The sequence below is a fragment of the Actinomadura sp. 3N407 genome (assembly GCF_052245875.1).
GTDB lineage: Bacteria > Actinomycetota > Actinomycetes > Streptosporangiales > Streptosporangiaceae > Spirillospora.
In genome coordinates this window covers 276,798-294,512 of sequence record NZ_JBQQBP010000005.1, presented here as the reverse complement: position 1 = coordinate 294,512, position 17,715 = coordinate 276,798, and the positions used below count along the sequence as shown (strand labels likewise).

Sequence of the window (17,715 nt, the reverse complement as noted above, 5' to 3'; positions counted from 1 at the left end):
CGTCCTGCCGGAACGGAGTCGATGCCTCCGGGAGTGCGGCGCCCTCCCGGAGGGCGTTTCACGGGCGCACGCCCTCGGCGATGCGCATGAGCTGCTTCTCGACCGATCCGCCGCCCGACACGGTCACCCCGACGCCGGGCCTGGCCAGCCACGAGATCTGCCGTCCGGAGCCGGGACGGTCGCCGGTGAGCGCGGGAAGCCCGCGCACGGTCGTGCGGCCGGGAATGCCGGGGGTCTTCATCAGATCCCGCGGGTCGGCGAGCCCGCTCGCCTTCACCACGGCGATCTCCAGCCAGCCGGCGCTCCCGCGCCACTCGCACGTCGTCGTCTCGCGCTTGGGGCCGTCCGACACGGCGCACGGACCGGTGGCCGTGAGGCCGCCCGGGACGTAGGCGATCCAGCGCGGCAGGTCGTCCACGGCCCCGCCTATGCCCGGCTTCTCCGGGTTCACCGGCGACCCGCCCGCCGACGGGTGGGCCTCCGGTGCCCGCGAGGTTCCCGCCCCGGGCTTCTCCTTGGCAGACGGGGACTCGGAGAGGCCCGGGGCAGGAGGTCGTTCCGGCTGCCGGTGCTCCGAGACGCCGCCGGTGGGGCGGCTGGTCTCGGAGTTGCCGGCCGGTGTGGCCCGGAACGACTGATAGGTGGGCACCAGGGCGAGCGCGGCGACCGAGGCCGCCGCGACTCCGGCGGCCGCGTGCATCCGGGCCTTCCTGCGCCGGTGGCGGCGTTTGACGTCCACGACGAGCGACGGCGACGCGGTAGCCTCGGCCACCTGCTCGGCCATGGCCCTCCGCAGTTCACTCTCCAGATCCATCGCTCATCTCCCCAGTGGCGCCAGGTTCTTGTCGAGGCGCTCCCGGAGCCTGGCGAGCCCCCGGGATGCCTGGCTCTTGACCGTTCCGACCGAACAGCCGAGCGCCTGAGCCGTCTCCGCCTCCGACAGGTCCTCCCAGAAGCGCAGGACCAGTACCGCCCGCTGCCGCGGGCCGAGCTTGCGCAGCTCTTCCATGAGCGTCCCCCTCAGCTCGACGGCGTGGTTCGGCGAGGCGGCCGGTGTCTCCGGGAGCCGCGCCATATGGATCTCCCGCAGCACCTTCCACCGCCGGGACCGGCTGATCACGAGATTGACCAGGATGCGGCGGACGTAAGGCTCGGGATCGCTGTCGGTCTCAAGTCGTCCCCAGTGCCGGTAGGCCTTCTCCAGCGCGGTCTGCAGGATGTCCTCGGCGTCCTGCCGGGCCCCGCACATCAGTGCCGCGGTGCGCAGCAGGGCATCGCCGCGTGCCGCCACGAACTCCACGAACGACTCGTCGTCTCGACGCCCCACTGTGCTCCATCCCGGGCTAGAGCAAATCCGGCTCGTCTTCTCTTGGGGTGGGCGGCTCCGCGCCGAGCCGCCCACCCGTGTTTCTTTGTCGGGACCGCTTACCGAGCCGGGCCTATTGGGCCTGGCGCAGCGCCGCGGTCACGTCCTTCAGGCCGCCCGACAGGACCGGGCTGCCGTTGACGAACAGCGAGTAGCCGTTCGGGTCGAACACCATCACCCCGTTGCCGCCGGGGCCCATCCAGCCGGCCGCGCCGTACACGTTGATCGGTGTGCCGCCCTTGGGCAGGTTCAGCGCCTGCCGGAGCTGATTCTGGGTCATGCCGGCGGGCGTCTTCAGGGTTTCGACGGTGATCCACTGGCCGGCCTTGCCGGTCCACTTCTGCGTGACGGCGCAGATGTTCTCGTCGCGCAGGTCACCGGAGCTGGGGACCGTCGAGACGTGGCGCAGGCCCTTCGTCAGCATGACGGCCTTCTCGACCGGCCCGCCGACCTTCACCGCGGGCGCCAGCTTGCTGCAGTCGAGCCTGGGGACGGCGGGCAGACCGGGCTTGCCGGGCACGCGCGCGGACGGCTTGGTCGCCGGGGCGTCCTTCGGCAGGTCCTCGGTGGACGGCGCGCAGGTGGGCAGGTCCGCCGGGAGCTTCGTCTTGGCGTCCGGGAGCTTGGCGTCCGGAACCTTGACGCCGGGGACCTCGGTGTTGGGCAGGTCGGTCTTCGGGACGTCCACCTTCGGCACGTCCTTGGTGACGGGGTTCTGCTCCAGCTGCTTCTCGACCTGCTTCTTCGCGCCGGTCTCCGGGACCCCGGCCTTCGGCACGCCGGGCTTGGCCGGCAGGCAGGTCGGGGCGGTGCTGGGCACGGCGTCCTGGATCTTGCGCTCCACCGCGGGTGCCTTGGCGCCGTTGGACTGGAGGCCCGCCTCCTGGTGAGAGCCGGTCATAGCCCACGTCGCGCCGCCGCCCACGGCGACGGTGCCGATCGTGGACGCCGCGATCAAGGCGGCCTTCAGCGTGATCATTGTGAATCCCTTCTGCCCGTCATCTCTCTTGCGGGGGGTGTCTGGTTTCTCTCTGGCGCCCCTCGTATACGCACGGTGCCGGGATGGGGTTGCACGCGATTCCAAAGTTTTTTCGGATGCCCATGGGCGGGGATGGCCGCGGCGAGTCATGGGAGGTAGTCCGGTGTGGTGATCCTGGCCCGCCGGGGGTTCGGCGACGACGATGATCCGGCAACATTGGCGTATGGAGGCCCGTACCGTGTCAGCTCGTCCGGCCCAGGACCGTTCCATGCCGGACCATCGGGAGCACGCGGGCGTCGCCCGCGGCTCCGCCCGTCCGGACGTGGCCCTGCTCCCCAAGGCCCATCTGCATCTGCACTTCACCGGGTCGATGCGGCATTCGACGCTCGTCGAGCTCGCCGGCCGGCACGGCGTGCATCTGCCGGACGCCCTCGTCGAGGACTGGCCGCCCCGGCTGCAGGCGACCGACGAACGGGGATGGTTCCGGTTCCAGCGGCTCTACGACATCGCCCGTTCGGTGCTGCAGACACCGGACGACCTGCGCCGCCTGCTGCGGGAGACCGCCGAGGACGAGGCGGCCGAGGGGTCGGGGTGGCTGGAGATCCAGGTCGATCCGAGCGGGTACGCGTCGAGGTTCGGCGGCCTGACCCCGACGGTCGAGCTGATCCTGGACGCGGCGCGCGAGGCGGCGCGGGCCACCGGCGTCGGCGTCGGCCTGGTGATCGCGGCGAACCGGACGCGGCACCCGCTGGACGCCAAGACCCTCGCGCGGCTCGCCGTCCGGTACGCGGGCAAGGGCGTCGTCGGGTTCGGGCTGTCCAACGACGAGCGGCGGGGCCGCGCCTACGACTTCGAGGGCGCGTTCCGGATCGCCGACCGAGGCGGGCTGCTGTCGACCCCGCACGGCGGTGAGCTGCTCGGCCCGGCGAGCGTCCGGGAGTGCCTGGACACGCTGAACGCCGACCGGATCGGGCACGGGGTGCGCGCCGTGGAGGACCCGCGGCTTCTGTCGCAGATCATCGACCGGGGCGTGACGCTGGAGGTCTGCCCGGCGTCGAACGTGGGCCTCGGGGTGGCGGCGACGGCGTCGGACGTCCCGGTGCGGCGGCTGTTCGAGGCGGGCGCGTCCATCGCACTGGGCGCGGACGACCCACTGCTGTTCGGTTCGCGGCTGGCCGTCCAGTACGACCTCGTCCGGGACGACCACGGTTTCTCCGACGCGGAGCTGGCGGAGCTGGCGCGGCAGTCGATCCGGGCTTCGGCGGCACCGGACGATGTGCGGGGCAGGCTCCTGGCGGGCGTCGACGCCTGGTTGTCGGGCTGAGTCCGCGTCACCGGCCGTGGCCAGCCGGGCCGTCGAGGCCGCCGGGGCCGGGGGGCCGCCACATTCCGCGGCGTTCCAGGTGGGCCACCAGGAGTTCACCGGCCCGCACGATGTGGTCGCGCATCTCCGCGCCCGCCGTCCGCGCGTCGCCGTCGCGCAGCGCGGCCAGGATGCGTTCGTGGTCCCGGACCGCGAGGCGAGGCCAGTCGGCGAGCCTCCCGTACAGCCCGCGCGGGACGTACCGCGCGGCCGTCCCGAGCGACCAGGCCAGCTTCGCCGAGTCGGCGGCCAGGTTGATCTCCCGGTGGAAGTGGTGGTTGTGCTCCTCCATCAGGTCGGGCCTCCGGGCCGCGTCGGCACGTTCCAGAGCGTGCTGGAGCCCGTCCAGTTCACGGAGGATGTCGGGGCCGATCCGCGGGGTGGCCCGGGCGGCCAGCTCGGCGGCGATGCCCGCCTGCACCCAGAACAGGTCCTGGACGTCGCGTTTCGACAGCGGCGCGACGACGAAGCCGCGCCTGGGTTCCAGGACGACGAACCCCTCGCTGCGCAGCGACTTCAGCGCCTCCCGGACGGGGGTGACGCTGATGCCGAAGTCCATGGCCAGCCGTTCGAGCCGCAGATAGTCGCCGGGACGGACCCGGCCGTCCATGATCAGCTCGCGGATGCGGGCGGCGGCCTCGTCGCTCAACTGGAGGCGCATGCCGAGCCCGTGCCGGGGAGCGGGTGGGGGTGGAGGTGGGGGCGCTGGTGCGGGTAGGGCCACGGTCGTACTCCCGTCCGGGCCCTTCCGCGGCCGAGCCCCGCGGTCGTCAAGGGCCTTAACCTCATGGTTCCCGCCCGGCGGCCGTTTCAGCCGTTCAAGCGGTGATGCCCTCCGCGAGCAGCAGGACGCCGAAGACCGCGAATCCGGCGGCGGCGCCGTACTTGATGACCCGCTCGGGGAGCTTCCTCCCGAGGATCTGGCCGACCACGATGGCGAGCGCGTCGGCGGCGACCATGCCGACCGTCGAACCGGCCCACACCCCCGTCAGCGCCGGCAGGCCGCCCTGATCGGCGGCGAGGGTGACGGTGGCGAGCATCGTCTTGTCGCCCAGTTCGGCCAGGAAGAACGCCCCGCCGACGGCGAGGATCGCCGAGCCCGTGGCGCGCCGCGCCCGGTCGCGTTCGTCGTCGTCGAGTTCGTCGCCGCGCAGCGTCCACAGCGCGAAACCGAGGAACGCCACGCCTGCGAGGATCGAGATCGGTCCGGTCGGGAGCGCCGCGCCGAGCGCCGCGCCGAGGGCGACGCTGGCCAGGTGGACGATCGCGGTCGCGGCGGTGATGCCGATCAGCACGTGCAGCGCCCGGAATCGGGTGGCGAAGGTCATGGCCATGAGCTGGCTCTTATCGCCCAGTTCGGCGACGAAGATCACGACAAGGCTGATGAGGAAGGCGGACACCGGTTCCCTCTCGCTCGGATGCCGGGCGAAGGGCGGGGGCTCTGTGGCGCGCGACCTCGGCCCGGCATGATGACTGTTTTTCATCCGGCCGGTCGCCGCCGCCTTCTCGGGCGCGGAAACCGAGGATGAAAAATGGTCAGTAGCCGGGCCGAAGGTCTCGTCCGCCTCATCGGGTGAGGCCCGCGTGACCGGGCACCGTCGGCGGTGCCAGCATGTCGATCACGCGATTGGGACTACTCCCCCTCGACGCCATCGACACTATCAAGCCCGCCGAAGGGGACATGTTCACCGGGGGCCGGGTTCAGAGGGGCGGGTTCAGAGGGTCACTCCGACGAGGACCGGCTCGTTGACCAGCTCGACGCCGAACGCGTCGCGGACGCCGCCGCGGACCTCACGGGCCAGCGCCAGCAGGTCGGCGGTGCGGGCACCGCCCGGGTTCGTGAGCGCCAGGGTGTGCTTGGTGGAGATCCGCGCGGGCCCGACGGCGTGGCCCTTGGTGAAGCCGGCACGGTCGATCAGCCAGGCGGCGGACGTCTTGACCCGGTCGCCGATCTCCGGGTAGCGCGGGAACGTCGCGTCCGGGCCGAGCCGGTCGGCGACGCGGTTCTCCAGCTCGGTGAGCTGCCCGGGCTCAAGGATCGGGTTGGTGAAGAACGACCCGGCGCTGCGGGTGTCGGGGTCGGCGGCGTCCAGGACCATGCCCTTGCCGCGCCGCAGTTCGAGGACGGCGTCGCGCGCCTCTTTCAGCGTCACCCGGTCCCCCGGCTGGACGCCGAGCTTCTTCGCCAGCTCCGCGTAGGCGACCGGCTGCGACTCCTCGGCCTCGTGCAGCGCGTACGTCACGTCCAGGACGACGTACCGGTCATTGCCTTTGAACGCGCTGTGCCGGTAGGTGAACCGGCAGGCGTCGCGGTCGAGCGCGACGACGGCGCGGGCCTCCCGGTCGTAGGCGCGGACCTCGACGATCGTCTCGCTGACGTCCTGGCCGTAGGCGCCGACGTTCTGGATCGGGGTCGCGCCGACGCGCCCTGGAATGCCGGACAGGCACTCCACCCCGGCGAGGCCGTCGGCGACGCAGCGGGCGACGAACGGATCCCAGTCCTCACCGGCCTGGACCCGGACGAGGACCTTGTCGCCCTCGACGGCGGTGCGTTCGGTGCCGCGTGTGCCGACGTGCACGACGGTGCCGGGGAACCCGTCGTCGGAGACCACCAGGTTGCTGCCGCCGCCGAGCACGAGAACGGGTTCGCCCTCGTCGTCGGCCCTGCGGATCGCGGTGACCAGTTCCGCCTCCGTCGTCGCCTCGACGAAGCGCCGGGCGGGGCCGCCCAGCCGCAGCGTGGTGTATCCCGCAAGGTTCACCTCTTCAGCGAACACCGCCACGTCGTGTTCCCCTCCCGTACGTGCCCGGCCACTGGTCGCGCGGTGTCCGGCGTCCGTCCGCACCGGCCGGGGCGTCCCGGCCGGTGCGTCGCCTCGGCGCGGTTCAGGCGAGCTTGACGACCGCCTTGGCGCGCGTGAGGACCTTCTGGTCGTTGGACTTGGCGGTGAGCGCCACGACGACCTTGTCGTCGTCGAGCTTCTCCTCCACCTTGCCGCTGATCTCCAGGGTCGCGCCGCCCTCGTCGGGGACGACGACCGGTGAGGAGAACCGTACCCCGTAGTCCACGACGGCACCCGGGTCGCCGGCCCAGTCGGTGACGAACCGGCCGCCCTGCGCCATCGTGTACATGCCGTGCGCGATGACGTCCGGCAGGCCGACGGCCTTCGCGGTGGACTCGCGCCAGTGGATGGGGTTGAAGTCGCCGGACGCGCCCGCGTACATGACGAGGTTCGCGCGGTCGATCGTGTACGTCTGGGCGGGGATCTCGGTGCCGACCTCGACGTCGGCGTAGTTCACCTTCGCGGTCATCAGGCCCCCCGCTCCACGATCGTGTTGTAGGTCTTGCAGATCAGTTCGCCCTCGACGGTCTTGACGTCGGTCTCGATGACCATCTTCTCGTTGTTGCCGATCGACTTTATCTCGGTGACGGTCGAGGTGCAGGTCACGACGTCGCCGGCGCGGATCGGGCGGGTGTACTCGAACCGCTGCTCGCCGTGCACGACCATCGCGTAGTTCAGCCCGAGGTCGGGGTCGGCGAGTGCGGGGTTGCCGAGGGAGACGACGATCGGGAAGGTGGGCGGCGCGATGACGTCGGGGTGCCCGGCCGCTTTCGCCGCCTCCTGGTCGCGGTACAGGGGGTTGCGGTCGCCGATCGCGTCCGCGAACTCGCGGATCTTCACCCGGCTGACCTCGTACGGCTCGGTGGGCGGGAAGCTCCGCCCGATGAAATCACGGTTGAGTGCCATGCAATCCCGTCCCTCCAGGTCGAACAGGGCTTCGGTGCCGGGGTGCCCGCCCGAGCACCCGCTGGTTCCGTCTCGGACGGACGGTAACAGAATGACGTTCAGCCCGCCCTCGCGGGTCTCACTGGCGAGGACGGGCTGATCACGTTGGGGCAAGCGTGCGAAGAAGCAGCCGTTTCACGGGCCTCGGCGGCGCGCTCAACTGCGGGTTTCCCGGTGCGGACGGTGGGTCCTGGCCCCGTGCGAGAGCGCAGCGGGCAGTACTTCTCCGTCCGGGGCTGTGCTTAGCGGGTTTCCCGGTGCGGACGGTGGGTCCGGCAGTTGGGGCAGTACTTCTTGATCTCCAGGCGGTCCGGGTCGTTGCGCCGGTTCTTCCGCGTGATGTAGTTGCGGTGCTTGCACTCCTGGCAGGCCAGCGTGATCTTCGGCCGGACGTCGGTGGCAGCCACGATGGAGTGCCTTTCTGAGCTGGGGACATGGGACTTCGGACCTCGGCCGCCCGGGGAGGGGCGGCCGGCGATTCGACCCAGCCTGCCCACCTCCGGGACGGAGGTGAGAGACATGGGTAGTAGCGAGGGCCGGACTTGAACCGGCGACACAGCGATTATGAGCCGCTTGCTCTGCCTGACTGAGCTACCCCGCCGCGATGGTCGGTGTGGACCGGAATGCAAGGATACCGGATGCTCACCGAGCCCTGGAAACACGAAAACCCGGATCATGATCGGGGAATCGGTTTCGAGGGTTCCGCCGGACCGCCTCCCAGGCTAACGGGTGCGCCGATGACCTGCGAAACGTCCTACTGGAACCGGTGGGACGCTACCACAGCGCCCTGTATGGAGCGAATCAGATGTCCGCCGCCGGACCGCGACCGCGGTGGGCGGCCCCGGAAACGACGAAGGCCGCCCCGATGATCTGCCGGGACGGCCTCTGAGCTGCGGAGCCCCTTTACGGAATCGAACCGTAGACCTTCTCCTTACCATGGAGACGCTCTGCCGACTGAGCTAAAGGGGCCTGCGTCGTTCGCGCAGTGAAACCATACACGGAGTCGGGAGCACTTGCGAACTGGTTAAGACGCCCCGCCGGGGACTCGGCGCGCGTCCGCCCGGTGTGGCGTGACCCACGCCGGGCGGACGTTGTCTTCGCTGGTCAGCGCAGTAGGTTGCGGGCGATGACGAGCTGCTGGATCTGGCTCGTCCCCTCGTAGATGCGGAACAGCCTGACGTCGCGGTAGAAGCGCTCGACGGCGACACCGCGCATGTAGCCCATGCCGCCGAAGACCTGCACTGCGCGGTCGGCGACGCGTCCGACCATTTCGGAGCAGAAGTACTTGGCGCAGGACGGTCCGAGCTTGGTGTCCTCGCCTTCGTCGTAAGCGCGGGCCGCTTCCAGGACCATCGAGCGTCCCGCGTACAGCTCGGCTTGCGAGTCGGCGATGAGCCCTTGGACGAGCTGGTATTCGCCGATGGTGCTGCCTCCCTGGCTGCGCTCCTTCGCGTACGCGACGGTCTCGTCCAGGATTCTCTGCGCGAGGCCCACGCAGACGGCGGCGATGCTGAGCCGGCCGTGGGCGAGGGACGCCATGGCGGTGCGGAAGCCGGTTCCCTCCGTCCCGACCATGTTGGCGGCGGGGACGCGCACGTCGTCGAAGAAGACCTCGGCCGTGTGGGCGCCGCGCTGGCCCATCTTCTGGTCGGACGGGCCGATCTTCAGGCCGCCGGCGCCCTTCTCGACGAGGAACGTGGAGATTCCGCGGGAGCCGGCCCCGCCCGTTCTGGCGAAGACCATGAAGACGTCGGCTTCGGGGGCGTTGGTGATGAACCGCTTCGCGCCGTTGACGACGTAGTCGTCGCCGTCGCGGGCCGCGGTCGTGGTGAGGGTGCTGGGGTCGGAGCCGGCCTCGGCCTCGGTGAGCGCGAAGGCGCCGATGACCTCGCCGGACGCGAGTTTCGGCAGCCACGCGTCCTTCTGCGCGGTGGTCCCGGCGTTGACGAGGACCTGCCCGGCGATGCCGTTGCTGGTGCCGAACATGGAGCGGAACGCGGGGCTGGCGTAGCCGATCTCGAAGACCAGCCGCACCTCCTCGCTCAGCGAGAGCCCGAGGCCGCCGTACTGCTCGGGCAGCGCGTATCCGAACAGGCCCATGTCCCGGGACGTGCGCCGCAGCGCCTCCGGGATCTCGTCGGTCTCCTCGATCTCCTCCTCGCGGGGGATCACCTGGTCGCGGACGAAGCTGCGGACGGCCTTGAGCACGTCGGCGAAATCCTGGGACTCCATGCACCCATTCTAGAATCAGATTCCAGGATGGCGCCGCATCGGGCGATACGGCACCGCCGCGCCAAGGCGCCGGGGCGGCACGGCACCGGCGCGTCAGAAGTGAACCAGTACCGCGGTGGCGTCGTCGTGGCGCTTGCCGCGCGCCCCGACCGTCGACGCCTCCGCCTCTCTGGTCCTTCTGACCAGTTCCCGCGGGCCCTCCTCGTCCAGGAGCCGGAGGAGGTCGTCCCACCCCATCCGCCCGAACCGCTCGACGAGCCTGGACGCGCCGTCGCTCAGCACCGCCGCCCGCCTGAGTCCCTCGACGGGCACCTCGCCGGTCAAGCCCTCGTAGGCGGCCTCCGGTTTCGTGCTCGCCACCCAGAACCCGCCCGGGCTGTTGCGCGATCTCCGGACGCCCTCCAGCGTGTAGCTGGGCAGGTGATCGACCCGGTCGTCCCGGAAGACCCGCACCTCGCCCACGTCCATCACGATCGGCGAATCGGCCAGGACGAACCACTCCACCGCCGCGCCGCGGCGCCGCAGGAGCGACACCGTCGCGGACGGGCTGTCGGGGTTCTCCAGATCGCACGTCCCCGTGTGCGTCTCCCCCGTCACCTTGATCGCCTCCGCCACCAGGTCGGGCAGCGGTCTGCCGTCCTCCGGCGCCAGCAGCGCCGCGATCCGCCCGCCGAGCCTGCGCACCAGCCACGCCGGGTCGTGCCGGCACCCGCTGTCCACCCCCGCCGGCGCCGTCGCCCCGTCCAGCAGCACGACCCATCCGGGTCCCGCCGCCACGAAGTCCTCGTTCTCCCGCCCCGGAGTCGCCTCACTCACATAACTCACCTGCACAGATGCAGGTCTACCCCCTGAACCGCCCCGCCGGTGACCGGTAGACCAAAACTCACCCTCCGGTCCACATCGGAGCGGGCGGACCGGGGAAGGAACAGGACAGGCCACCGGCGAGGAGCCGCGGCGCCGGCCGACATGATCGAGTCGGGTGCGGGGATACGAAGTCACGGACGAGATCGCCGGTTAACGTTGCATCACGGCAAATTCTCGGCTTCACGGAAAACACATCCGTACGACGACCTTCCCGGCGAACACGGCAAAGATGGGAGCTCTGATGACGAGCGGCGAGACGGGCGGGACCAGCGAGACTGGCGAGGAACGGATCCCGGGCCTGCTGCGCTCGCGGCGCGACGCCGTGCTCGACCGCTGGGTGGAGCTGGTCACCGAAGGGACACGCGGCCGCGTCACCGAACGCGAGGTGCGAACGGATCTGACCGAGCTGTACGGCCTGGTCGAGCAGACCCTCGGCGAGCGCGACGGCACCGCCGGCGGCGAACTGCGAGCGGCCCTCGGGGAGATGTCCCGCGGCCGGGCCCGCCGGGGCTTCAGCCCCACAGAGACCGCGATCAGCGTGTTCTCGCTCAAGCGGGCCGTCCGAGAGCAGCTCGAAGCGTCCGGCGAGGACGGGGCCTATGCCGAGTTCAGCGAGTTCTCCGCCTACGTCGACGACCTCGGGCTGGCGACCTTCGAGGGGTACGCGGCCGCACGCGAGCAGGTCATCGCCGACCAGGCCGAGCAGTTGCTGGAGCTGTCCACGCCGGTGGTGAAGCTGTGGGACGGCATCCTCGGGGTGCCGCTGGTCGGCACCCTGGACTCGGCCCGCACCCAGGTCGTGATGGAGACGATGCTGCAGATGCTCGCCGACACGAGCTCGCAGTTCGCCGTGATCGACATCACCGGGGTGGCGGCGGTCGACACCGAGGTCGCCCAGCATCTGCTGAAAACGGTGATGGCGGCGCGGCTGATGGGCGCCGAGTGCGTCATCTCGGGCATCCGGCCACAGATCGCGCACACGATCGCGGCGCTCGGCATCGAGTTCGGCGACATCGTCACCAAGGCGACCCTGGCCGACGCGCTGGCGTACGCGCTGCAGGGTTGCGGCCTGCGGGTGCTCCGCCGGACGGACGCGTGATGGAACGGGTGCCGATCCTCACGCTCGGCCGGTTCCTGCTGGTGTCGATCCAGATCGACCTGGAGGATCAGACAGTCCTCAGGCTTCAGGAGGAACTGGCCGAGGAGATCATCCGGACCGGGGCCCGCGGCGTGATCATCGATATCTCCGCGGTCGACATCGTCGACTCGTTCATCGGCCGGACGTTCTCCACCATCGCCTCGATGTCGCAACTGATGGACGCCGCGACCGTCGTGGTCGGGATACGTCCCGCCGTCGCGATCACACTGGTGGAGCTGGGGCTGTCCATGGACGGCGTCCGCACCGCACTGGACCTGGACCAGGGGATGCGGATGCTCGAGGCGTTGCTGGACGGCCGGTGACCACCCCGCCCGCCGGCGAGATCCCCATCGCCTCCAGCGACGACGTGGTCCGCGTCCGCCGGCTGGTGCGGACGGCGGCCTCCGCCGCCGGGCTGTCCCTCGTCGACCAGACCAAGATCGTGACCGCGGCGAGTGAACTGGCCCGCAACACGCTGGTGCACGGCGGGGGCGGCTCGGCGCGCATCGAGGACGCCACCGGCGCCCAGGGCCAGGCCGGCCTCCGCATCGTCTTCACCGACGATGGGCAGGGCATCCCCGACACGGAACAGGCCATGACGGACGGCTGGAGCACCGGGGAGGGCCTGGGGCTCGGCCTGTCGGGGGCCCGCCGGCTCGCGGACGAGTTCGAGCTGGACTCCCGGCCCGGGGAGGGCACCACGGTGGTGCTGGTCAAATGGATCCGCTGACCGCCGCCGGCTGGACGACCAGCCCGTCCGCCGACGATTCGCGGTGGTTCCGGGCCGAGGAGGACAGCGCCGCCGCCGGCGCGCGGCGCGAGATCACCGTGCTCGCCGAGCGGCTCGGATTCGCCGGGGAGCGACTCGGCCAGGTCCAGCTCGTGGCCACGGAGGCCGCCACCAACCTCGCCAAGCACGCCGAGCGGGGCGAGATGCTGGTGCGGATCGTCCGGAACGGGACGTCCGCCGCCCTGGAGATCGTCTGCATCGACCACGGTCCCGGCATCGCCGACGTGCCCCGCTCCCGCCTCGGCGGGTACTCGACCAGCGGCACGCTGGGCCTCGGGCTCGGTTCGATCGAGCGGCTCGCCGATCGCAGCGGCCTGTACTCACTGCCCCGCGTCGGGACCGTGCTCTTCGCCCGGTTCCGGCAGCCGGACGCCGGACGCGGGGCGGCCGCGGCGTCCGGGCCCGACCCGTCGTTCGCCGGGCTGACCCGTCCGATGGACGGCGAGCGCGAGTGCGGCGACGCCTACGCGGCGATCGCCGCGGGCGGCACCGTTTACGCGATGCTCTGCGACGGCCTCGGGCACGGCCCGCTGGCGGCACGCGCGGCGCAGGAGGCCGTCCGCACGTTGCGCGACACCGCGCTGCCGGCGCGTCCCGCCGAGATCCTCGGGCACATCCACCACCGGCTGCGCCCGACCCGGGGCGCCGCCGTCGCCGTCGCGACGATCGAACCGGACGCCGGCCGCATCCGTTTCGCCGGGCTCGGCAACATCGCCGCCTGGATCGTCCACCCGGACCGCCGAACCGGGATGATCTCGGTCCCCGGCATCGCCGGCATCCATGCGCGTTTCCGGGAACAGCTCTACGACCTGCCGCCGGGGGCGGCCGTGGTGCTGCACTCCGACGGCCTGACCGGCCGGTGGGGCGTCGCCGGCCGGCCCGGGCTGCCGGACCGCGACCCGACGCTGATCGCGGCGACCGTGCTGCGCGACGCCGGGGTGCGCCACGACGACCGCTGCGTGCTCGCGGTGACCACGTCCGAGGCGGGGTGACCGTATGCGCGACGCCCTCATGCAGATCGAGATCGCCGACCTGGCGGGCGTCTTCGCCGTCCGGCAGACCGGCCGCCAGGTCGCCGCGGCGCTGCACCTCGCCCCCCACGACCAGGTCAGGGTCGCCATCGCGCTCAGCGAGCTCGGCCGGGAGCTGTTCTCCCGCTTCGGCAAGGTCTCGGCCGCCTTCCTGCTGGACCGGGACGGGGACCCCGGGCTTGTGATCGAGTTCGGCTTCGAGCCGCGTCCCGGCGCGGACATCGCCGGGGAGGGCTTCTCGGCCGCGGCCCGGCTCATGGACCTGGTCGAGGAGGACGGCGGGGGAGACCTCTTCCTCGTCCGGGCCCGCAAGAAGCTGCCCGCGGGCGTCGCCGGGATCACCGGCGCCGAACTGGAGGAGCTGCGGACCCGGCTCTGGCGGCTGCAGCCCGTTCCGGCGCTGGAGGAGCTGCGCACGCAGAACGCCGAGCTGATCGATGCGCTTGAGGAGGCCCGGCGGCAGCGCGAGGAGCTCCGGAACCTCAACGCCGAACTGGAGCAGACGAACCGGGGCGTGATGGCGCTCTACACGGAGCTTTCCGAGGAGCTGGACAAGACCAACCGCGGAGTCGTGGCGCTGTACGCCGACCTGGACGAGAAGACCGACCAGCTCCGCAAGGTCGGCGAGGCCAAGAACCGCTTCTGGGCCTCGATCAGCCACGAGCTGCGCACCCCCGTCAACTCGATCATCGGCCTGGCCCGGCTGCTGCTCGATCCGGCCGCGGACCCTCTCACCGAGGAGCAACGACACGAGATCTCACTGATCGATCACACCGGCAGGACCCTGCTCGGACTGGTGAACGAGCTGCTGGACATGGCCAAGGCCGAACGGGGCCACCTGGAGCCGCAGCCGTCCGCGGTGGACACCCACGCGCTGGTGGACCAGCTGTCCGCGCTCATGGCGCCGATGGCGGAACGGACCGGCCCGACGCTCACCGTGGACACCGCCGACGCCCCGCCCGTCCTGGTCACCGACGAGGTGATGCTGACACGGCTGCTGCGCAACCTGCTGGGGAACGGGCTGAAGTTCACCGACGAGGGCGAGGTGCGGCTGACCGTCCGGTCCGTCCCGCATCACGTGGAGTTCGTCGTGACCGACACGGGCAGAGGCATCCCGTCCGACGAACTCGAACGGGTCTTCGAGGAGTTCTACCAGGTGCCCGGATACAGGACGGAGGGGACGGGGCTCGGTCTTCCCTACTCCCGGCGCCTCGCGCTGCTGCTCGGCGGTGAACTCACCCTGGACAGCACCGTCGGCGAGGGCACGACGGCCACGCTGCGGCTGCCGGAGCGGCCACCCCCGGCGGAAACCCGCCACGACGGCGAAGCCGATCGCGGCGATGTCCCGCCACCGGCGGCCGGACCGGGCGGGCATGGCACTGAGCAGGAATCGTCTCGATCCGGTAGTTCTGAAGGGGACGCCGCAGCAGGTTAGTAACCGCGGGCACGGGAGGACCGATGGCGGACGTGGAGCAATGCACCACTCTGGTCGTCGACGACAACGACACCAAGCGGTACATCATCGCCAGCTGGCTGCAGCGCGCCGGTTACACCGTCGTGAACGCCGCCACCGCCGCCGAGGCCCGGCAGCGGCTCGCCGAACACGACGTGAACCTGATCGTCCTGGACGTCAAGCTGCCGGACGCGAGCGGCATCGAGATGAGCGCGCAGCTCAAGGCGGACCCGGAGACCGCGTCCGTGCCCGTCATCCAGATCTCGGCCTGGGCCGTGGAGTCCACCGACCGCACGCGCGGGCTGCGGCAGGGCGCCGACGCCTACCTGACCGACCCGATCGACCCGGAGGAGTTCCTCGCGACGGTCGAGTCGGTCCTGCGCTACTCCCGGGCGCGGATCCGGGCCGAGCGGATGGCCGAGCGGATGACCGCGTTCACCCGCACGTCCCTCGCCATCAACGCGGCCGAGACCTTCGAGGAGCTGACGATGGTCGCGGCGCGCGGCGCCTTCGAGATCTTCGGGGAGCCCGCGTCCGTGCTCGTGCTGCCCCCGGACGGCCGTCCCCGGCGCGCGGTCAACCTGGACGGCCGCACCGAGCAGCGCGCGACCCCGGCCGGGGTGTTCGACCGGCTGCCCGACCTGGTGGAACTCGGTGACGACGCCGGGACCGACGTCGCCCTCCTGGAGGCGGGGCGGTGGAAGTCCGTGCTGCCCGACGCGGTCGCCCATGGTGACGTCGCCGTCGTGATGTCGCGTACCAAACGCGCCGGCCCGCCGGTCTGCATCGGCATCGAGGCCCGCCGCGAGCCGGACGAGGTGGACCTCAACATCCTGCGCCAGCTCGGGCAGGCGCTCGCCCTGGCGATGGGTGCGCTGCGGTCCTTCACCGAGCAGCGCCTGATCTCGCTGACCCTGCAGCGCAGCCTGCTCCCGTCCGTGCACCCGTCCATCCCCGGCTGGGCGTTCTCGGTCCGCTACGAGCCCGCCAGCGAGCAGGCCGAGGTGGGCGGCGACTTCTACGAGGTCCTCGACCGCGGCGACCACGTACTGGTCGCCATCGGCGACGTGCAGGGACACTCGCTGCACGCCGCCACGGTGATGGCGGAGATCCGGCACGCGCTGCGCGCCTTCGCCGGCGAGGGCCACGACGCCGTCACGATCCTCCGGCTCCTGAACGGCGTCATGCTGCGCTACCACGACGACCAGACCGCCACGATGTGCCTGATGACGTTGGATCCCCACACCGGGGCCGTGCAGGTCGCCAACGCCGGGCACCTCGCGCCGCTGTACATCAACGCCGGCCGGGCCCGCTACGGCGAGGGCGGCGGGGTGCTGCTCGGCTTCCCCGCGGACCGGGTGGGGATCGAGGAGACCGAGGTCCCGCCGGGCGGCACGGTGGTGCTGATCACCGACGGGCTGATCGAGGACCGCGGTATCCCGCTGTCCGACAATCTGGAACGGCTGCGCACCATCGCCGTTCCCGTCGACGACGACCTGGAGACGTTCAGCGACCGCCTCATCTCCGAGTTCGGCCACCGCGAGGACGACGTCGCCCTCATCGCCCTCCGCCGCTCCCCCTGAGGATCTCGGCGCCGGCCCTCCCTTCTACGACGGACACGCCCCGCCCTCGGCGTCTCGGTGGGTGCGCATGGCGTCCGACAGGACGAGTTTCGGACAGGCAGGGGCGGGTCGCCTGGAGGTCCGCCCTCAATGTGCGTGTGCGGCCCTCGTCCGTAGGTGCGCTGCTCACGGGGGATGCCGGTCGGACGGTGCGGGGCCGTCACCGATCATTTTCGGCTCGACTAAGTCGAGACGCCGCCGCCGAGCCGCGCCCAGGAAGCCGAGTGGTACCGGCTCGGCCCCTCGCCCGGCAGCCGGGGCGCGTCGGTGATCATCGGGCATGTCGACACCGCCCGCGGACCGGCGGTCTTCTCCCGGCTGGGCGAACTGCGTCCCGGCGACCTCGCCGGCGTCCTCCGCGCCGACGGCCGTACCGCCGTCTTCCGGATCGACTCGGTCGAGCGCTTCGACAAGGACCGGTTCCCCACCCGGCGCGTCTACACCGACCCGGCTACCCCGCGATCCGCCTGATCACCTGCGGGGGACGCTTCGACCGCGGCAGCGGCCACTACACCGACAACGTCATCGCGTTCGGTCACCTGGTGCGGTCCGACCGCGGGGGAACCCGCTGACATGCACCCGCACCACGACCCGTTCGCGGGTGAAGTGACCCGCCCGGCCGTCCCCGCCGGACGCGCTCGCCCAGGACGTCACCGGCTCACCCGGCACGCCGGACCCGCCGGCGGCCCGTCCCATGTCGCGCGGCCGTTCACCGAACCCCCGTCCGGGCATCTGGCGTCCCCGGCGGCATGGGGCTCCCACACCGCGGCCGCCCCGGCGCCGACGGCGACCATCCCCGACCGCATCGCGCCCCCGATCGCACCTCCGCCGCCGCGGCGCCGTCCGGTCTCACCGCCCCGGCGCGAACCGCCCCGTCCGGCACCCGCACCGGTACCCGCCGGCAAGGGCCGGGACGGCAAGCGCGACCTGCCGGCGATCAGCGCCGCCGCGATGCGGGTGACGGTCCTGATCCCGGCGCACAACGAGGCCAAGCAGATCACCGAGACGATCGCCTCGCTGCGCAGGCAGGAGCGTCCCCCGGACAACATCGTGGTGATCGCCGACAACTGCACCGACGCGACCGCCGCG

The 17,715-nt window shown here is 71.5% G+C and carries 18 protein-coding genes, 2 tRNA genes and 2 pseudogenes; 9 read left to right on the top strand and 13 right to left on the bottom strand.

Features of this window, described 5'->3' with window-relative positions; translation table 11 throughout:
- Window positions 1-58 precede the first annotated feature (58 nt).
- The 3 genes from ACTWPP_RS14890 to ACTWPP_RS14880 form a co-directional block, all read right to left on the bottom strand.
- Window positions 59-814 carry a hypothetical protein gene (locus ACTWPP_RS14890; RefSeq protein WP_443104823.1) on the bottom strand — a complete coding sequence of 252 codons (756 nt, stop codon included), beginning with the start codon at window positions 812-814 and terminating at the stop codon, window positions 59-61.
- A 3-nt stretch (window positions 815-817) separates the two neighbouring features.
- A complete protein-coding gene (locus ACTWPP_RS14885; RefSeq protein WP_443104822.1) occupies window positions 818-1,327 on the bottom strand; it encodes a SigE family RNA polymerase sigma factor in 510 nt (169 codons plus the stop codon).
- A 112-nt stretch (window positions 1,328-1,439) separates the two neighbouring features.
- Window positions 1,440-2,345, bottom strand: a complete 906-nt coding sequence (locus ACTWPP_RS14880; protein WP_443104821.1) for a hypothetical protein — start codon at window positions 2,343-2,345, stop codon at window positions 1,440-1,442.
- A 268-nt stretch (window positions 2,346-2,613) separates the two neighbouring features.
- Here ACTWPP_RS14880 and ACTWPP_RS14875 point away from each other — a divergent pair, with 268 nt between their 5' ends.
- Window positions 2,614-3,669: an adenosine deaminase gene (locus ACTWPP_RS14875; protein ID WP_443104820.1), complete on the top strand. Its 1,056-nt coding sequence runs from the start codon at window positions 2,614-2,616 to the stop codon at window positions 3,667-3,669.
- A gap of 7 nt (window positions 3,670-3,676) precedes the next feature.
- Here ACTWPP_RS14875 and ACTWPP_RS14870 read toward each other — a convergent pair whose 3' ends face one another.
- The 10 genes from ACTWPP_RS14870 to ACTWPP_RS14825 form a co-directional block, all read right to left on the bottom strand.
- On the bottom strand, window positions 3,677-4,369 hold the full coding sequence (locus ACTWPP_RS14870; RefSeq protein WP_443104819.1) for a GntR family transcriptional regulator: 693 nt from the start codon (window positions 4,367-4,369) through the stop codon (window positions 3,677-3,679).
- A gap of 157 nt (window positions 4,370-4,526) precedes the next feature.
- Window positions 4,527-5,108, bottom strand: coding sequence for a TMEM165/GDT1 family protein (locus ACTWPP_RS14865; RefSeq protein ID WP_443104818.1), 582 nt, complete (start codon window positions 5,106-5,108; stop codon window positions 4,527-4,529).
- 315 nt (window positions 5,109-5,423) lie between these two features.
- Window positions 5,424-6,491 carry a UDP-N-acetylmuramate dehydrogenase gene (locus ACTWPP_RS14860; protein WP_443104817.1) on the bottom strand — a complete coding sequence of 356 codons (1,068 nt, stop codon included), beginning with the start codon at window positions 6,489-6,491 and terminating at the stop codon, window positions 5,424-5,426.
- 103 nt (window positions 6,492-6,594) lie between these two features.
- The gene (locus ACTWPP_RS14855; protein ID WP_443104816.1) at window positions 6,595-7,020 is read right to left on the bottom strand and encodes a MaoC/PaaZ C-terminal domain-containing protein; all 426 of its coding nucleotides are present in this window, start codon (window positions 7,018-7,020) and stop codon (window positions 6,595-6,597) included.
- The gene (locus ACTWPP_RS14850; RefSeq protein WP_443104815.1) at window positions 7,020-7,457 is read right to left on the bottom strand and encodes a MaoC family dehydratase N-terminal domain-containing protein; all 438 of its coding nucleotides are present in this window, start codon (window positions 7,455-7,457) and stop codon (window positions 7,020-7,022) included. The genes ACTWPP_RS14855 and ACTWPP_RS14850 overlap by 1 nt, the downstream gene beginning before the upstream one ends.
- Window positions 7,458-7,738: 281 nt before the next feature.
- Window positions 7,739-7,903 (bottom strand): 50S ribosomal protein L33, encoded by a 165-nt coding sequence (gene rpmG, locus ACTWPP_RS14845; RefSeq protein ID WP_026404241.1) that lies wholly within the window; start codon window positions 7,901-7,903, stop codon window positions 7,739-7,741.
- A 120-nt stretch (window positions 7,904-8,023) separates the two neighbouring features.
- Window positions 8,024-8,097: transfer RNA gene (locus tag ACTWPP_RS14840), tRNA-Met, on the bottom strand.
- A 295-nt stretch (window positions 8,098-8,392) separates the two neighbouring features.
- Window positions 8,393-8,465, bottom strand: a tRNA-Thr gene (locus ACTWPP_RS14835).
- Window positions 8,466-8,600: 135 nt separating this feature from the next.
- The gene (locus tag ACTWPP_RS14830; protein ID WP_443104814.1) at window positions 8,601-9,728 is read right to left on the bottom strand and encodes an acyl-CoA dehydrogenase family protein; all 1,128 of its coding nucleotides are present in this window, start codon (window positions 9,726-9,728) and stop codon (window positions 8,601-8,603) included.
- 93 nt (window positions 9,729-9,821) lie between these two features.
- Window positions 9,822-10,544: a protein phosphatase 2C domain-containing protein gene (locus tag ACTWPP_RS14825; RefSeq protein ID WP_443104813.1), complete on the bottom strand. Its 723-nt coding sequence runs from the start codon at window positions 10,542-10,544 to the stop codon at window positions 9,822-9,824.
- 289 nt (window positions 10,545-10,833) lie between these two features.
- Here ACTWPP_RS14825 and ACTWPP_RS14820 point away from each other — a divergent pair, with 289 nt between their 5' ends.
- From ACTWPP_RS14820 to ACTWPP_RS14785, 8 genes and pseudogenes are all read left to right on the top strand, one after another.
- Window positions 10,834-11,691 (top strand): STAS domain-containing protein, encoded by an 858-nt coding sequence (locus ACTWPP_RS14820; protein ID WP_443104812.1) that lies wholly within the window; start codon window positions 10,834-10,836, stop codon window positions 11,689-11,691.
- A complete protein-coding gene (locus ACTWPP_RS14815) occupies window positions 11,691-12,053 on the top strand; it encodes an STAS domain-containing protein (RefSeq protein ID WP_443104811.1) in 363 nt (120 codons plus the stop codon). The genes ACTWPP_RS14820 and ACTWPP_RS14815 overlap by 1 nt, the downstream gene beginning before the upstream one ends.
- Window positions 12,050-12,460 carry an ATP-binding protein gene (locus ACTWPP_RS14810; RefSeq protein WP_443104810.1) on the top strand — a complete coding sequence of 137 codons (411 nt, stop codon included), beginning with the start codon at window positions 12,050-12,052 and terminating at the stop codon, window positions 12,458-12,460. The genes ACTWPP_RS14815 and ACTWPP_RS14810 overlap by 4 nt, the downstream gene beginning before the upstream one ends.
- Window positions 12,448-13,512, top strand: coding sequence for a SpoIIE family protein phosphatase (locus ACTWPP_RS14805; RefSeq protein WP_443104809.1), 1,065 nt, complete (start codon window positions 12,448-12,450; stop codon window positions 13,510-13,512). The genes ACTWPP_RS14810 and ACTWPP_RS14805 overlap by 13 nt, the downstream gene beginning before the upstream one ends.
- Before the next feature lie 4 nt (window positions 13,513-13,516).
- Window positions 13,517-14,986, top strand: coding sequence for an ATP-binding protein (locus ACTWPP_RS14800; protein ID WP_443104808.1), 1,470 nt, complete (start codon window positions 13,517-13,519; stop codon window positions 14,984-14,986).
- A gap of 23 nt (window positions 14,987-15,009) precedes the next feature.
- Window positions 15,010-16,587 (top strand): SpoIIE family protein phosphatase, encoded by a 1,578-nt coding sequence (locus ACTWPP_RS14795; protein WP_443104807.1) that lies wholly within the window; start codon window positions 15,010-15,012, stop codon window positions 16,585-16,587.
- 264 nt (window positions 16,588-16,851) lie between these two features.
- A pseudogene (locus ACTWPP_RS14790) lies at window positions 16,852-17,097 on the top strand (sortase domain-containing protein); the annotation flags it as partial.
- A 102-nt stretch (window positions 17,098-17,199) separates the two neighbouring features.
- Window positions 17,200-17,712, top strand: a pseudogene (locus ACTWPP_RS14785) (glycosyltransferase); the annotation flags it as partial.
- Window positions 17,713-17,715: the final 3 nt, after the last annotated feature.

Excerpts from the sequence above, each read along its gene's own strand:
- ACTWPP_RS14890 (WP_443104823.1), bottom strand. The coding sequence starts at position 814 with ATGGATCTGGAGAGTGAACTGCGGAGGGCCATGGCCGAGCAGGTGGCC.
- ACTWPP_RS14880 (WP_443104821.1), bottom strand. The coding sequence starts at position 2,345 with ATGATCACGCTGAAGGCCGCCTTGATCGCGGCGTCCACGATCGGCACC.
- ACTWPP_RS14875 (WP_443104820.1), top strand. The coding sequence starts at position 2,614 with ATGCCGGACCATCGGGAGCACGCGGGCGTCGCCCGCGGCTCCGCCCGT.
- ACTWPP_RS14870 (WP_443104819.1), bottom strand. The coding sequence starts at position 4,369 with ATGCGCCTCCAGTTGAGCGACGAGGCCGCCGCCCGCATCCGCGAGCTG.
- ACTWPP_RS14855 (WP_443104816.1), bottom strand. The coding sequence starts at position 7,020 with ATGACCGCGAAGGTGAACTACGCCGACGTCGAGGTCGGCACCGAGATC.
- ACTWPP_RS14850 (WP_443104815.1), bottom strand. The coding sequence starts at position 7,457 with ATGGCACTCAACCGTGATTTCATCGGGCGGAGCTTCCCGCCCACCGAG.
- ACTWPP_RS14830 (WP_443104814.1), bottom strand. The coding sequence starts at position 9,728 with ATGGAGTCCCAGGATTTCGCCGACGTGCTCAAGGCCGTCCGCAGCTTC.
- ACTWPP_RS14820 (WP_443104812.1), top strand. The coding sequence starts at position 10,834 with ATGACGAGCGGCGAGACGGGCGGGACCAGCGAGACTGGCGAGGAACGG.
- ACTWPP_RS14815 (WP_443104811.1), top strand. The coding sequence starts at position 11,691 with ATGGAACGGGTGCCGATCCTCACGCTCGGCCGGTTCCTGCTGGTGTCG.
- ACTWPP_RS14805 (WP_443104809.1), top strand. The coding sequence starts at position 12,448 with ATGGATCCGCTGACCGCCGCCGGCTGGACGACCAGCCCGTCCGCCGAC.
- ACTWPP_RS14800 (WP_443104808.1), top strand. The coding sequence starts at position 13,517 with ATGCGCGACGCCCTCATGCAGATCGAGATCGCCGACCTGGCGGGCGTC.
- ACTWPP_RS14795 (WP_443104807.1), top strand. The coding sequence starts at position 15,010 with ATGGCGGACGTGGAGCAATGCACCACTCTGGTCGTCGACGACAACGAC.